This is a genomic window from Anaerotruncus massiliensis (ex Togo et al. 2026) (genome assembly GCF_900199635.1).
GTDB classification, from domain to species: Bacteria; Bacillota; Clostridia; order Oscillospirales; family Ruminococcaceae; genus Anaerotruncus; species Anaerotruncus massiliensis.
Genome location: NZ_LT962687.1, coordinates 975,659 through 989,007 on the forward strand (window position 1 = coordinate 975,659; position 13,349 = coordinate 989,007).

General features: G+C 63.9%; 12 protein-coding genes and 1 riboswitch. Of the genes, 8 read left to right on the forward strand and 4 right to left on the reverse strand.

What is annotated here, in order from left to right:
• Positions 1-74 precede the first annotated feature (74 nt).
• From C1A13_RS05230 to C1A13_RS05245, 4 genes are all read left to right on the forward strand, one after another.
• Entirely contained in the window at positions 75-1,418 is a 1,344-nt protein-coding gene (locus C1A13_RS05230) for an AI-2E family transporter (protein WP_101549779.1), read from the forward strand.
• A 116-nt stretch (positions 1,419-1,534) separates the two neighbouring features.
• Complete coding sequence (locus tag C1A13_RS05235; protein WP_101549782.1) at positions 1,535-3,196, forward strand: hypothetical protein; 1,662 nt, start codon at positions 1,535-1,537, stop codon at positions 3,194-3,196.
• 187 nt (positions 3,197-3,383) lie between these two features.
• The gene (locus C1A13_RS05240) at positions 3,384-4,142 is read left to right on the forward strand and encodes a phosphoenolpyruvate-utilizing N-terminal domain-containing protein (RefSeq protein ID WP_101549784.1); all 759 of its coding nucleotides are present in this window, start codon (positions 3,384-3,386) and stop codon (positions 4,140-4,142) included.
• Positions 4,143-4,208: 66 nt separating this feature from the next.
• Positions 4,209-4,306: riboswitch (THF riboswitch) on the forward strand.
• A 68-nt stretch (positions 4,307-4,374) separates the two neighbouring features.
• Complete coding sequence (locus C1A13_RS05245) at positions 4,375-4,953, forward strand: folate family ECF transporter S component (protein ID WP_101549786.1); 579 nt, start codon at positions 4,375-4,377, stop codon at positions 4,951-4,953.
• A 289-nt stretch (positions 4,954-5,242) separates the two neighbouring features.
• On the opposite strand, the gene C1A13_RS05250 is transcribed toward C1A13_RS05245, so the two are convergent.
• Complete coding sequence (locus C1A13_RS05250) at positions 5,243-6,181, reverse strand: D-2-hydroxyacid dehydrogenase (RefSeq protein WP_101549789.1); 939 nt, start codon at positions 6,179-6,181, stop codon at positions 5,243-5,245.
• 231 nt (positions 6,182-6,412) lie between these two features.
• Here C1A13_RS05250 and C1A13_RS05255 point away from each other — a divergent pair, with 231 nt between their 5' ends.
• A complete protein-coding gene (locus C1A13_RS05255) occupies positions 6,413-6,697 on the forward strand; it encodes a co-chaperone GroES (RefSeq protein ID WP_101549792.1) in 285 nt (94 codons plus the stop codon).
• Positions 6,698-6,743: 46 nt separating this feature from the next.
• Positions 6,744-8,372 carry a chaperonin GroEL gene (gene groL, locus C1A13_RS05260; RefSeq protein ID WP_101549794.1) on the forward strand — a complete coding sequence of 543 codons (1,629 nt, stop codon included), beginning with the start codon at positions 6,744-6,746 and terminating at the stop codon, positions 8,370-8,372.
• Here the strand turns inward: groL and C1A13_RS14860 are convergent.
• Positions 8,369-8,689 (reverse strand): hypothetical protein, encoded by a 321-nt coding sequence (locus C1A13_RS14860; protein WP_172439175.1) that lies wholly within the window; start codon positions 8,687-8,689, stop codon positions 8,369-8,371. The genes groL and C1A13_RS14860 overlap by 4 nt on opposite strands.
• 77 nt (positions 8,690-8,766) lie before the next feature.
• Between C1A13_RS14860 and aroF the strand changes: the two genes are divergently transcribed.
• Both aroF and pheA read left to right on the forward strand, forming a co-directional pair.
• Positions 8,767-9,780 (forward strand): 3-deoxy-7-phosphoheptulonate synthase, encoded by a 1,014-nt coding sequence (gene aroF, locus C1A13_RS05265; protein ID WP_101549796.1) that lies wholly within the window; start codon positions 8,767-8,769, stop codon positions 9,778-9,780.
• 212 nt (positions 9,781-9,992) lie between these two features.
• Positions 9,993-11,108 carry a prephenate dehydratase gene (pheA, locus tag C1A13_RS05270; protein ID WP_101549798.1) on the forward strand — a complete coding sequence of 372 codons (1,116 nt, stop codon included), beginning with the start codon at positions 9,993-9,995 and terminating at the stop codon, positions 11,106-11,108.
• A 61-nt stretch (positions 11,109-11,169) separates the two neighbouring features.
• Here pheA and C1A13_RS05275 read toward each other — a convergent pair whose 3' ends face one another.
• Both C1A13_RS05275 and C1A13_RS05280 read right to left on the reverse strand, forming a co-directional pair.
• Positions 11,170-11,850 carry a YjjG family noncanonical pyrimidine nucleotidase gene (locus C1A13_RS05275; protein WP_101549800.1) on the reverse strand — a complete coding sequence of 227 codons (681 nt, stop codon included), beginning with the start codon at positions 11,848-11,850 and terminating at the stop codon, positions 11,170-11,172.
• On the reverse strand, positions 11,816-13,231 hold the full coding sequence (locus C1A13_RS05280) for an alanine/glycine:cation symporter family protein (protein WP_101549802.1): 1,416 nt from the start codon (positions 13,229-13,231) through the stop codon (positions 11,816-11,818). Before C1A13_RS05280 ends, C1A13_RS05275 begins: the two co-directional genes overlap by 35 nt.
• Positions 13,232-13,349 lie beyond the last annotated feature (118 nt).

A 13,349-nucleotide genomic window follows, 5' to 3' on the forward strand; every position in this document is an offset into this window, starting at 1 on the left:
TCAATTTTTTTACCGCTGTGGTAGAATAGGGAAAAGGCCCGCGGGCAAAACGACGGAAGAAAAAAGGTGCGCAGATGAAACTGAATTTCAACAAACGGGATACGACCATGGCCGTCTACGCGTTTCTGGTGCTGGCGGCGGCGATCCTCTTCTACGGGCTGCTGAACAATTTTCCGGTGGTGGGCAGGGCGTTTTCGACGGTGTTGGGGCTGATTTCCCCCTTCATCTATGCGTTCGGCATCGCCTACATCCTCAATCCGATCTTGAAATTTATCGAGCGCGCCATCCTCTCCCCCCTGCTCGGAAAGCACGTCAGCGGCAAGTGCATCCGCGCGGTCGCGGTGCTGCTGACCTTCCTGTTCGCGGCGGGGGTGATCGCGGTCTTCGTCATGATCGTCATCCCGCAGCTGATCTCGAGCATCACGGGGCTCGTCTACAGGCTTTCCCGCTACCTCAATTCGCCCGACACCTGGCTGCCGCGCCTGCTGGCGCTCTTCCCCGACCTCGACCTTGACGCCACGATCTCGAACGCGCTCAGGCAGTACGCCGACACGATCCTGAACTCGACCGTCTCGATGATGAAGCAGCTGCTTCCCTGGCTCGTCTCGGCGTCCACCAGCTTTGCGTCGGGGCTCCTCAGCACGGTGGTGGGCATCATCATCTCGGTCTACATGCTGCTCGACAAGGAGCGGTTCTGCGCGGGCTGCAAAAAGGTTTGGTACGCCATCCTTCCGCAGCAGCGCGCCGACTGGCTGCTTGACCTGACCGCCGAGGCCAACCGGGTGTTCGGCGGCTTCATCAGCGGGAAGATCCTCGACTCCCTCATCATCGGCATCCTCTGCTTTTTGGGGATGACCCTCTTCAAGATGCCCAACGCGATGCTCATTTCGGTCATCGTGGGGGTCACCAACGTTATCCCCTATTTCGGGCCGTTTATCGGCGCGATCCCCTCGTTTTTCATCATCCTGATCGACGCGCCGATCAAGGCGCTGTGGTTCCTCGTTTTCATCCTCATCCTCCAGCAGTTCGACGGCAACATCCTCGGCCCCAAAATCCTCGGGGACTCTACGGGGCTTTCGGCCTTCTGGGTCATCTTCGCGATCATGCTGTTCGGCGGCCTCTACGGGTTCATCGGGATGTTTTTGGGCGTGCCCGTCTTCTCGGTGGTCTACATGCTCATCTGGCGGTTCGTCGACGCGCGGCTGGCCGCCCGCGGCATGCCGCTGGAACTGGTGAGCTACAGCGCGCCCGACTCGCCCATCCCGCAGGGCTCGAAAAAGCAGAAGCCCGCCCGGCGCGGCGCGCCGGGCATGCTGCGCGGGGCGCACGTCTCCCGCATCGGGCCGCCGCGCCGCAAAAAAACGGACGAGCCGGAGGACGCCTCCGGCGGGCGGGAAAACGACTCGACCGATGCGTGAACAAACTGTGAAGAAAGATGAATCTTTTGTTAAGATTTGCCGGTTTCCTCTCGCGCTGAGGAAAAGTGTGATAGAATACTCTATACAAAATGCGGCATCGAAAGTGAGGACTGACTGTGAAGGTCAAACGGTACAAGCTGGTTACCTACCTTGTCATTACCCTTGGCATCTGCCTCTATATCTTTTTTGAGGCGCCCAATCTCAACCCCTTCTTCTATTCGGACGGCGCCTTCTTCTGGGCGGTGGTCATCACCCTCTATGTCGGCGCGTGGGCGCTCATGCATTTCGGGGAGCTGACCTTCCAGTTCACCGACCGCAGCGAGCGGCCGTTCAACTATGTGCCAAACGAGAAGTTCCCCCGCTGGACCAAGCTCCTGCTTGCGCTGCCGTGGGTGTTTTTCATCGTGGTGCTGGTCGGCTCCTCCTTCATCTTCAACTGGAAGGCCTTCCGCGACCAGCTCGGCACCTCCGAGGTGGTCGAGTTTTCCGCGAGCATGCAGGCGGTCGACCTCAACCAGGTGCCGGTCGTAGACCAGGAGCTGGCCGTGCGGCTGGCCGACAAGAAGCTCGGCGAGCGCGCGGGGCTCGGCAGCCAGGTGCGCCTGGGCAGCAACGACGCGACGATCCAGCGGGTGGACGGCAAGCTCGTGTGGGCGGTGCCGCTCTACCATTCCGGCCTCTTCAAGTGGCTGACCAACATGTCGGGCACCCCGGGCTATATCCTCGTGTCCGCCACCGATGTGAACGACGTGCAGTACGTCGAAAATTTCAAGGTGAAATACCAGCCGGGCAACTACCTGCTGCACGACCTGACGAGGCACACCCGCTTCTTCGGGGCGTGGTTCGACGGGATCACCGACCCCTCCTTTGAGATCGCCGACGACGGCCAGCCCTACTGGATCTATACGACCTACCGCAACCGGCGCGGCTTCAGCCTCCCCGAGGCGACGGGCGCGTGGGTGGTCAATGCGACCACCGGCGAGATGGAAAAGTATACGATCGACACGATCCCCGAATGGGTCGACCGCATCCAGCCGGAGGACTTCATCATCCGCCAGATCAACAACAAGGGCGAGTACGTGCGCGGCTGGCTCAACTTCGCGGACAAGGACAAATACCGCGCCTCGGCCGGGCACATGATCATCTACAACAACGACCGCTGCTACCTCTTCACCGGCATGACGAGCGTGGGCGGGGACGACAGCGCGATCGGGTTCATCATGGTCGACATGGTCACCAAGGAATCGATCGTCTACCAGATGCCGGGCGCGACCGAGATGGCGGCGCAGGGCTCGGCGGAGGGCAAGGTCCAGCACCTGGGCTACGACGCGACCTTCCCGCTCATCCTGAACGTCGAGGGCCAGCCGACCTACTTCATGGCGCTCAAGGACCAGAGCCGCCTCATCAAGCAGTATGCCTTCGTATCGGTCGCCAACTATTCGATCGTCGGCACGGGCGAGACGATTCCGCTCGCGCTGCGCGACTACCAGCAGGGGCTCAAGAATTCGGGCATCGCGGGGGTCGCGCCGCCCGCCTCGGAGCAGGCCGTGGTCACCGGGACGGTCGAGCGCATCGCCTCGGAGGTGAGCGGCGGGGATACGGTCTACAAGATGATCCTCGCGGAGCACCCCGACAAGATCTTCACGGTCCCCGCGCTCGTCTCAGACGAGCTGGCGCTCACCCGCGAGGGGGACCGCGTCAAGATCGAATACACCGAGGGCGATGGGATCATCAGCCAGGCCACCGTGTTCGACAACCTCGCCTACACCCAAAAATAAGCAGCAGGGGTCCCGCGAAACCGCGGGGCCCCCTTCTTTTCCCGGCGGGGCGTTTCGTCCGGAACCGCTTTTTTCGCCCTGTTTTTGTTGACAGAACAGGTTTGCCTCACTATAATGGAAGAAATCCGGGCGATGTATTGAAATACCGCTTTAAACTATAAAATTCACACGGGAGGAGGGATGGACGATGGAGAGGCTAACGGGCATCGGCGGGAGCGGCGGGCTCGTGTTCGGGCGGCTGCATTTCTTCGACAACTCGGTGCGCCAGGTGGGGCCCTGCCCGGCCGCCGACAGCCGCGTGGAGCTGGAGCGGTTCGAGGCGGCGCGCGCGGAGACGCTCGGCATCCTCGACGCGCTGCAGCTGCGCGCGCAGGAGGAGGCGGGCCCCGACGAGGCTCGCATTTTTGAAATCCATCGGATCATGCTGACCGATCCCGACTTCGAGGACCGGGTGACCGACCGGATCGTCCGGCAGGGCCTGACCGCGGAATACGCGGTGCAGGAAGCCGGACGGGAACTTGCGCAGATGCTGGCGGCGATGGACGACGCCTACATGCGGGAACGCAGCGCGGACGTGACCGACGTGTGCAACGGGGTCATGCGGCGGCTGCGCGGCGAAAAGGAGGCGGATCTGCCGGGGCGCGGTCCGGAGCCGTGGGTGCTCGCGGCGCGCCACCTGCTGCCCAGCGAGGTGGTGCGGATCGAGCGGGGCAGGGTGCTCGCGCTCGTCACGAGCGGGGGCTCGCAGATGTCCCACGCCTGCATCCTCGCGCGCACGATGGGGGTGCCCGCCGTGACGCGGGTGGGAGAGAGGCTCTTCACCCTGCGGGAGGGCGGGGTCGTCGTGGTGAACGGCTTCACCGGCGAGGTGTTTGCGGACCCGGACGAGCGCACCCTCATGGCGGTGCGGGAGGGCTGCCAGGGCCCGCGCGGACAGTCGGGCTGACGGTGCAGGGAAGCAAGTTCCCTCTTGCATTTTTTCGCGGATATGATATGATAGGAGCATACTCATAGCAGAGTAGGAACCGGCGCGTTAAGTGCCGCCCGAACGGGGAGTTGTCGGGCGGACGAAAAGGAATCCTTGCGGTGCCGGTCCCGCATCCCGCTGCTGCATCCAAAGAGCGAGCCCTCTTTTCATGTAGCAAGAGACTGTTACATGAAAGGAGGTTATTTTTTTGATGAATCGGTTTTCTTCCCTTGCGGCGGAGCTGCGCGGGATTCCCCGCCTGACCGCCGAGTCGGCCCGGGAGACCCGCAGCGTCCGTTCGCTGACGGGCACCTCGATGCTCATGGCGCTGTCGGTGCTGCTTAACCAGTTCACGATCTTCATAAGCGCGCTGATCCGCGTGAGTTTCACCTTCCTGCCGATCGCGGCCGCCGGCATGCTCTTCGGCCCGGTGCTCACCGGGCTGGCGGGCGCGGCCATCGACATCCTCAAGTACTTCACCCGCAACGACGGAAGCGCCTTCTTCCCCGGGTTCACGATCAGTGAATTCATGCGCGGCTTCCTCTACGGGCTGATCCTCTACCGCAAGCCGGTCACGCTCGGGCGCACGGCAGCCGCGCATCTGAGCGTCATGGTGGTGGTCACCTTCCTGCTCAACCCGCTGTGGCTGTCGATGATGTACGGGCAGGCGTTCGTCGCGCTCGTCGGCATGCGCGTGATCAAGAACCTCTTCCTCTTCCCGATCGAAGTGGCGATGCTCTACGCGCTGCTCAAGGCCACTGCGACCATCCGCGCGCGCGCCCTTGTGTGAACCTTCTTTCTTTTCTATCGCAAAAGAAAGAAGCAAAGAAAATGCTCCTGAAGCAGGGCCTGCGGGCCCGGGTAAAGGGCTCCGCCCTCGAAAACGCCCGGCACTCTTTCAGAGTGCCGGGCGTTTTCTCACCCGCCGCCTTTTAAAAAAGGCGGGCGAAAATTTTTATTTGGGAAAGAACCTCGCGGGCGGCGTGGCGCGATAGGGAACGGCGCCCTGCCCGCATCAAAAGTTTCGGGGTCCAGGGGGACTTTTCAAAGTCCTCCCTGGCGGGGTTCAGGGGGGATTTTCAAAGCCCTCCCTGGGCGGCGAAGCGCGTGAGGTTCTCGGCCGCGAGGCGCAGCAGACGTTCGCGCGTCTCGACGGGCATCCAGCTCACATGCGGGGTGCAGATGACGCGCGGATGAAAGGCGAGCGGGTGGCCGGGCGCGGGCGGCTCCTCGGAGAGCACGTCGAGCCCGGCCATGTAGAGCCTGCCGGAGTCGAGCGCGTCGGCCACGTCCCGCTCGTTGAGGATCGCGCCGCGCGCCGTGTTGAGCAGCACCGCGCCCGGCTTCATGCGGGAGATCATCTCCGCGTCCACCATGCCGCGGGTCTCGTCGGTCAGCGGGCAGTGGATGCTCACCACGTCCGATTTCGCGAGCAGCTCGCCGAGCGGGACCATCCGGGCCGCGCCGTCTCCGGACGCGGGACGGCGGCGGCAGGCGAGCACCTCCATGCCGAGCGCGGCGGCGATCTTCGCCACCGCGCGGCCGATCTCGCCGTAGCCGATGACGCCGAGCGTTCTGCCCGCGAGCTCGAACATCCGCCGCCCGGCGACCTGCGGGTCGGTGGGGGAGACCCAGCGGCCCTCGCGGACGTAGCGGGCGTGCTCCGGGGTGGCGCAGGCGATCGAGAGGAGCAGCGAGATGGTGCTCTGCGCGACCGCCATCGTGCTGTAGGAGGGCACGTTGCGGACCGTCACGCCCGCGCGGCGCGCCGCCTCGAGGTCGATCATGTTGTAGCCGGTGCCGAAGGTGCCCGCGAACCGCAGGCGCGGACAGGCGGCAAAGGTCTCCGCGGTGAGGGGCGCGCGGTTGGTGAAGACCGCTTCGGCGTCCCCGATGCGCGCGGCGATCTGCCCGGGCGGGGTGTCGTCATACCATTCCACCGTAAAGCGCGCGGGGTCGAGCGGCAGGCCGCCCGTGCCGTACCCCGCGAGAAATCCGTCGAGAACCACTACTTTCATGCCCTGACCTCCCTTGCAGGGACATTGTAACAGAAGCGGGCGCGCATTACAAGAAACTGGGGGCGCGGACGGGCGATTGTTACCAAAATGTTAACATTGAAAATTTTTTGGAAAAGGGCTTGATTTTTAGAAAAAATGTATTAGAATAGTCTTAGCACTCAGAGAGAAAGAGTGCTAACAAATCTCCTTAAATTTGTCAAAAAACTATTATAATAACTGGAGGAATTCATCATGACGATCAAACCATTGGCAGACAGAGTTGTCACAAAGATGGCGGAAGCGGAAGAGACCACCAAGAGCGGCATCATTTTGGCGGGCTCCGCGAAGGAAAAACCGGAAATCGCCGAAGTTCTGGCGGTCGGCCCGGGCGGCCTGGTTGACGGTAAGGAAGTTAAGATGACCGTCAAGGTCGGCGACAAGGTCCTGATGAGCAAGTATTCCGGCACGCAGGTCAAGGTGGACGGCGAGGAATACACCATCGTGCGCCAGAACGACATCCTCGCGATCGTGGAATGATCACAGCCCCGTGAACAATAAATTTTGATATAGGAGACTGATAAATATGGCTAAGGTTATCTGCTATGGCGAGGATGCCCGCAAGGCGCTCCAGGCCGGTATTGACAAGCTTTCCGACACCGTTAAGATCACCCTGGGACCCAAGGGCCGCAACGTCGTGCTCGACAAGAAGTTCGGCGCCCCGCTCATCACCAACGACGGCGTGACGATCGCCAAGGAGATCGAGCTGCCCGACGCGTATGAGAACATGGGCGCGCAGCTGGTCAAGGAGGTCGCGACCAAGACCAACGACGCGGCCGGCGACGGCACCACCACCGCGACCCTGCTGGCGCAGGCGCTGGTGCGCGAGGGCATGAAGAACGTCACCTCGGGCGCGAACCCGATGGCGGTCAAGAAGGGCATCGCCAAGGCGGTCGACGCGGCGGTCGAGTCGCTCAAGGAGAATTCCAAGAAGGTCAAGGGCAGCAAGGACATCGCGCGCGTCGCGTCCGTCTCGTCCGGCGACGAGTTCATCGGCGAACTGATCTCCGAAGCGATGGAAAAGGTTTCCGCCGACGGCGTCATCACGATCGAGGAGTCCAAGACCGCCGAGACCTACACCGACGTGGTCGAGGGCATGCAGTTCGACCGCGGATATATCACCCCCTACATGGTCACCGACACCGAGAAGATGGAAGCCGTTCTCGACGACGCCTACATCCTCATCACCGACAAGAAAATCTCCTCCATCCAGGAGATCCTGCCCCTGCTCGAGCAGGTGGTCCAGGGCGGCAAGAAGCTGCTCATCATCGCTGAGGACGTCGAGGGCGAGGCGCTCTCCACCCTCATCGTCAACCGCCTGCGCGGCACCTTCACCTGCGTCGCGGTCAAGGCCCCCGGCTTTGGCGACCGCCGCAAGGAGATGCTTCAGGATATCGCCATCCTGACCGGCGGCCAGGTCATCAGCGAAGAGGTCGGCCTCGAGCTGAAGGAGACCCAGCTGAACCAGCTCGGCCGCGCGCGCCAGGTCAAGATCCAGAAGGAGAACACGATCATCGTCGACGGCATGGGCGACAAGAAGGCCATCAAGGACCGCATCGCGCAGATCCGCGCCCAGATCGAGACGACCACCAGCGATTACGACAAGGAGAAGCTCCAGGAGCGCCTGGCGAAGCTCTCCGGCGGCGTCGCGGTCATCCGCGTCGGCGCTGCCACCGAGATCGAGATGAAGGAAAAGAAGCTGCGCATCGAGGACGCCCTGTCCGCGACCAAGGCGGCTGTTGAGGAAGGCATCGTCGCCGGCGGCGGCGTGGCGCTGCTCAACACCATCCCGGCGGTCGAAAAGCTCATCCCGGGCCTCGACGGCGACGAGAAGACCGGCGCCCGCATCGTCCGCCGCGCGCTGGAGGAGCCCATCCGCCAGATCGCCGAGAACGCCGGCATGGAGGGCTCGGTCATCATCGACAAGCTCCGCCGCACCCGCAAGGTCGGCTACGGCTTCGACTTCGCCAAGGAGACCTACGGCGACATGATCGAGCTGGGCATCGTCGACCCGACCAAGGTCACCCGCAGCGCGATCCAGAACGCCGCTTCCGTGGCGGCGATGGTCCTCACCACCGAGAGCCTCGTCTCGGACGAGAAGGAAGAGAACCCGGTCCCCGCGGCTCCCGCGGGCGGCATGGGCGGCATGTATTAATCCCGCGAAACCCCGCACCCCAAAGGCCCCGGCGCACCGCGCCGGGGCCTTTTTTGTGTGCCTGTGGGACGGGCCGCTGTGAAAAATTTCAAAAAATGCCTTGACAGATTGTGCAATTCGATTATAATGAAAACAACCAAACCAGACACGCGGAGGAAGCCATGAACAAGCTCACCCTCAAACAGAATCGATTTTTCGGCTTTTTTAGCTGGGGCTTTTACTTTAGCACCGGCTTTTTTGGCTATGGAAAAAGATTGTGTTTGATGAGCAGATAGTTCCGCGCGGCTGATCGCAGGGAATATATCCAGAGGACTCATTGACGCAATGGGTCCTCTTTTTGTATGCGCGGATGACGGACCCTTGCGTAAAATCAAATTTATTGGAGGCAACCGCAATGATCGTCATTATGAGACCCCGAACCCCGCAGCAGGAGATCGACAAGCTCACCGACGCGCTCACCAGCCGGGGCGTGGAGGTCAACCCGGTCATCGGCAAGGACCTGATCATCCTCGGCCTTGTGGGCGACACGAGCAAGATCGACCCGACCTGGATCGAGGCAAACCGCAACGTCGAGCGCGTCATGCACGTCGCCGAGCCGTTCAAAAAGGCCAACCGCATGTTCCATCCCGACCCGACCGTCGTGAAGGCGGGGGGGCGCGAGATCGGCGGCAAAAAGATCACGATGATGGCGGGGCCCTGCTCGGTCGAGAGCGAGGAGCAGATCTGCGGCATCGCGGAGCAGGTTAAGGAGATGGGCGCGGATTTCCTGCGCGGCGGCGCGTTCAAGCCCCGCACCTCCCCCTATGCGTTCCAGGGGCTCAAGTACGACGGCCTGAGGCTGCTCAAGGAGGCCCGCGCCAAGACGGGACTTCCGATCGTGACCGAGATCATGTCCCCCTACGACATCGAGCTCTTCGCGGAGGACGTGGACGTCATCCAGGTGGGCGCGCGCAACATGCAGAATTTTGAGCTGCTCAAGGAGCTCGGCCACACCCACAAGCCCATCCTCCTCAAGCGCGGCCTTTCCGCCACGATCGAGGAATGGCTGATGAGCGCCGAATACATCATGGCGGGCGGCAACGAGAACATCATCCTCTGCGAGCGGGGCATCCGCACCTTCGAGACCTACACCCGCAACACCCTCGACCTCTCGGCGATCCCGGCGGTCAAAAAGCTCAGCCACCTGCCCGTCGTCGTCGACCCCAGCCACGCGAGCGGCAAGTGGTGGATGGTCGACCCGCTCGCCAAGGCGGCCGTCGCCGTCGGCACCGACGGGCTGATCATCGAGGTGCACAACGACCCCTCCAACGCCCTCTGCGACGGCCAGCAGTCGATCCGCCCGAGCGTCTACGGCGAGCTCGTCAAGGAGCTGCGCGCCATCGCCCGCGCCGTCGGCAGGGAGCTGTAGGGATACGGGGGAACGGACGGTTGTAAAAAGCGGCCTTTTGAAAAAGGCCTGGCGAAAACTGGGGTTCAGGCGGGCCGCCGCCCCAGCCCAACCCGCCGCCCGTGCGGCAAGGCCCCGTTCGCACGCCGCGAGCGTCAGGCGGTTCGCCGCGGCATATCTAATCAAAAGTTCTTTGGCGGGCTTTCTTGAAAGAAAGCCGCAGGGAGGTACTTATGGAGGATTTGGCAGGCTACCGGAGGGAGATCGACGAGATCGATTCCCAGCTGATCCCGCTCTTTGAGCGGCGGATGGACGTGGTGCGCGAGGTCGCGCGGTTTAAAAAGGCGCGGAACATGCAGGTCCTGCAGCGGGACCGGGAGCGCGTGGTGCTCGATAAGGCGGTCGCGCGGCTGCGGGACCCGGGCTATGCGGCCGAGGCGGAACGGTTTATGAACGCGGTGATGGCGATCAGCCGGGCGGCCCAGCGGCGGGACATCGGCGGCGCGCTGCCGCGTGAGGCGGCCCCGCTGACCGGGAAGGTAGGGTACTACGGCGCGCCGGGCTCCTTCTCCGAGCAGGCGCTCGCCGACTACTTCGGCGAGGACCGGGAGCGGACCGCCTGCGCCGAGTTCGAGGACGTCTTCACCGCGCTGCGGGACGGGGAGATCGACTACGGCGTGCTGCCGATCGAGAACTCCTCCACCGGCGCGATCACGCGGGTATACGACCTGCTGGGCGGCTACGGCTTCTTCATCGTCGGAGAGCGCCGCCTGCGCATCCACCAGAACCTCGTGGGCGTGGCGGGCGCGACGCTCGACACGGTGCGCGCCGTCTATTCCCACGAGCAGGGCCTCGAGCAGAGCAGCCGCTTTCTTGCGGAGCACCCCGGCTGGGAACAGGCCGTGTTCCACAGCACCGCTGAAAGTGCCCGCCTGGTGGCCGACGGGGGCGACCCTGCCAAGGCGGCGATCGCGAGCGAACGCGCGGCCGCCCTCTACGGGCTTAAAATCATCGCCCCGGCGATCGAGAACAGCCGCCACAACGCGACCCGCTTCATCGTCATCGGGCGCGCGCTCGCGCCCGCCGGGGCGGACAAGGTGAGCCTCGCCTTCTCGCTCGACAACGAATCGGGCACCCTCTACAACACCCTCCGGCACTTTGCCGACCGGCGGATCAACCTTGTGAAGATCGAGTCCCGCCCCATCCCCGAGGAGCTGTGGAGCTACCGCTTCTACCTCGATTTCGAGGGGGACGTCGACAGCGACGACGTGCGCGGCGTGCTCGCGGAGATCTCCGCCGGGGCCAAGGACTTCCGGCTGCTCGGCGCCTACCGGAGCGACCGGGACTGAACGGAATGAAAAACAGGCGGACGCAGTCGCGTCCGCCTGTTTTTTTGCGTTTTGCAGCGCGCTACGCCAGCGCGATGGGGATAAAATCGGGGAGGGCGGAGACGCGGTAGTCGCAGCCGACCGTGTCGACGGCGTCCTCCGGCGCGAGCCAGCAGGTGGCGACGCCGGCGTTTCTGCCGCCCGCCATGTCGGAAGTGAGCGAGTCGCCCAGCAGGATGACGCGGGAGGGGTCGGGGTTCCCGGCTGCCGCGAGCACCGCGTCGAAATATTCCTTGCGCGGCTTTTGGAAGCCGATCTCCTCCGAGATGAACATGTCCGAGATGAGCGGGCGCAGGGGGGACTTTTCGAGCCGCCGCTTCTGGGTCGCGACAAGGCCGTTGGTGGCGATGTAGAGGGGGCGCTTTCCGGAAAGTGCCCGGCAGAGTTCGAGCGCGCCCTCGCGCAGATAGGCCCCCTCGCCGAGCGCGGCGGTGTAGGCGGCGTTGAAGGCGGCGGGGTCGAAGGACGCGCCGAGCGCGGCGGCGAGCCGCTCGAACCGCCCGACCCGCAGGGCCTCCTGCGTGGTGCCGCCCTGCTCGTAGAGCCTCCAGAGCGCGTCGTTGATCGCGTGGTAGCGGGCGTGGACTTCTTCGTTGAAGGGGACGCCGAAGGCGGCGCAGGTGCCCGCGAGGGCCTCGCGGGCGGCCCGCCGGTAGTCGAAGAGGGTCTCATCCGCGTCGAGCAGAATGACGTCGTATTTCATGGGAGGGTCCTCCTTTTTTGATACGTCCGAGGTAGTCGCGGGTGGCGGCGAACACCTCCGGGGAGAGCAGCAGCACCGCGATCAGGTTGGGTAGGGCCATGAGACCGTTGAAGGTGTCGGAGACGCTCCAGACGAGCTGGAGGCTGCCCACGCAGCCGACGACGGTCATGCCGATGAAGCAGAGGCGGTAGCCGATGCGGGCGCGTGCGCCGAAGAGGTAGTCGACGGCGCGTTCGCCGTAGTAGGACCAGCCGAGGATGGTGGCGAAGGCGAAGCAGCAGACGGCCAGCGTGATGAACACCCCGCCGAACCGGCCGAAACCGCTGGAAAAGGCGGCGATGGCGAGCTCCGCGCCGTCCCCGCCGAGCAGGTGCGCGCCCGAGGTGAGGATGGCCAGCGCGGTGATCGTGCACATGACGATCGTGTCGAAAAAGACCTCGAAGATTCCCCACATCCCCTGGCGGACGGGTTCCTTCACGTTGGAGGCGGAATTGACGATGACCGAGCTGCCGAGCCCGGCCTCGTTGGTGAAGACCCCGCGCGCCACGCCGTAGCGGACGGCGTCCGAGAGGATGAATCCCACCGCGCCGCCCCCCGCGGCCCGCAGGGTGAACGCGTCGGATAGGATGGCGGAGAAGGCGGCGGGGATGCCGCGCCAGTTGAGGCAGATGATGAGAACGCCGCCGAGGGTGTAGGTGACCGCCATGAAGGGCACGAGCTTTTCCGTGACCGAGGCGAGCCGCTTGATGCCGCCGAGGATGACCACCCCGGCGAGGGTGGCGACGGCGATGCCGACGGCGAGCGGGGAGAGGCCGAAGGAGGAGGCGAGCGCCCCCGAAATGGAGTTGGCCTGGGTCATGTTGCCGATGCCGAAGGAGGCGGCCGCGCAGAAGACGGCGAAGAGGACCGCGAGCCAGCGGCAGCCGAGCCCCCGCTCGATGTAGACCATCGGCCCGCCGACCCATTTGCCCTGGGCGTCGCGGTAGCGGTAGCGGTTGCCGAGGACGTTTTCGGCGTATTTGGTCATCATGCCGACGAGCGCGGAGATCCACATCCAGAAGATGGCCCCCGGCCCGCCCGCCGTGATCGCGGTGGCCACGCCGACGATGTTGCCGGTGCCGATGGTGCCCGCCAGCGCGGTGGCGAGCGCCTGGAACTGGGAGATCGCGCCGGGATCGCGCCGGTCGCGCACATCGGGGCTGCGGAAGATGGCGAAAAGGGTGCCGCGCAGCCACAGCCCGAACCGCCGGAATTGGAAAAAACCGGTGCCGACCGTGAAATAGAGGCCCGCGAGCAGCAGGAAGCCGATCATGACGGGCCCCCACACGAAGCCGCCGACCAGTTGGTTGAGCGTTGCGATCCCTTCCGCGAGTTTTTCCATGCCATCCTCCCAGCGTGTTCCCGGGAAGTCCCGGAAACATCATAGCATTTTGCGCGCGGGCGCGTCAACGGCGCGTCCGGGCAAAAAAATTTGATTTTTTGCAAATAATCCCATATAA

Coding starts and splice junctions, on each gene's coding strand:
- C1A13_RS05230 (WP_101549779.1), top strand. CDS start 75: ATGAAACTGAATTTCAACAAACGGGATACGACCATGGCCGTCTACGCG.
- C1A13_RS05240 (WP_101549784.1), top strand. CDS start 3,384: ATGGAGAGGCTAACGGGCATCGGCGGGAGCGGCGGGCTCGTGTTCGGG.
- C1A13_RS05245 (WP_101549786.1), top strand. CDS start 4,375: ATGAATCGGTTTTCTTCCCTTGCGGCGGAGCTGCGCGGGATTCCCCGC.
- C1A13_RS05250 (WP_101549789.1), bottom strand. CDS start 6,181: ATGAAAGTAGTGGTTCTCGACGGATTTCTCGCGGGGTACGGCACGGGC.
- C1A13_RS05255 (WP_101549792.1), top strand. CDS start 6,413: ATGACGATCAAACCATTGGCAGACAGAGTTGTCACAAAGATGGCGGAA.
- groL (WP_101549794.1), top strand. CDS start 6,744: ATGGCTAAGGTTATCTGCTATGGCGAGGATGCCCGCAAGGCGCTCCAG.
- C1A13_RS14860 (WP_172439175.1), bottom strand. CDS start 8,689: ATGAGTCCTCTGGATATATTCCCTGCGATCAGCCGCGCGGAACTATCT.
- aroF (WP_101549796.1), top strand. CDS start 8,767: ATGATCGTCATTATGAGACCCCGAACCCCGCAGCAGGAGATCGACAAG.
- pheA (WP_101549798.1), top strand. CDS start 9,993: ATGGAGGATTTGGCAGGCTACCGGAGGGAGATCGACGAGATCGATTCC.
- C1A13_RS05275 (WP_101549800.1), bottom strand. CDS start 11,850: ATGAAATACGACGTCATTCTGCTCGACGCGGATGAGACCCTCTTCGAC.
- C1A13_RS05280 (WP_101549802.1), bottom strand. CDS start 13,231: ATGGAAAAACTCGCGGAAGGGATCGCAACGCTCAACCAACTGGTCGGC.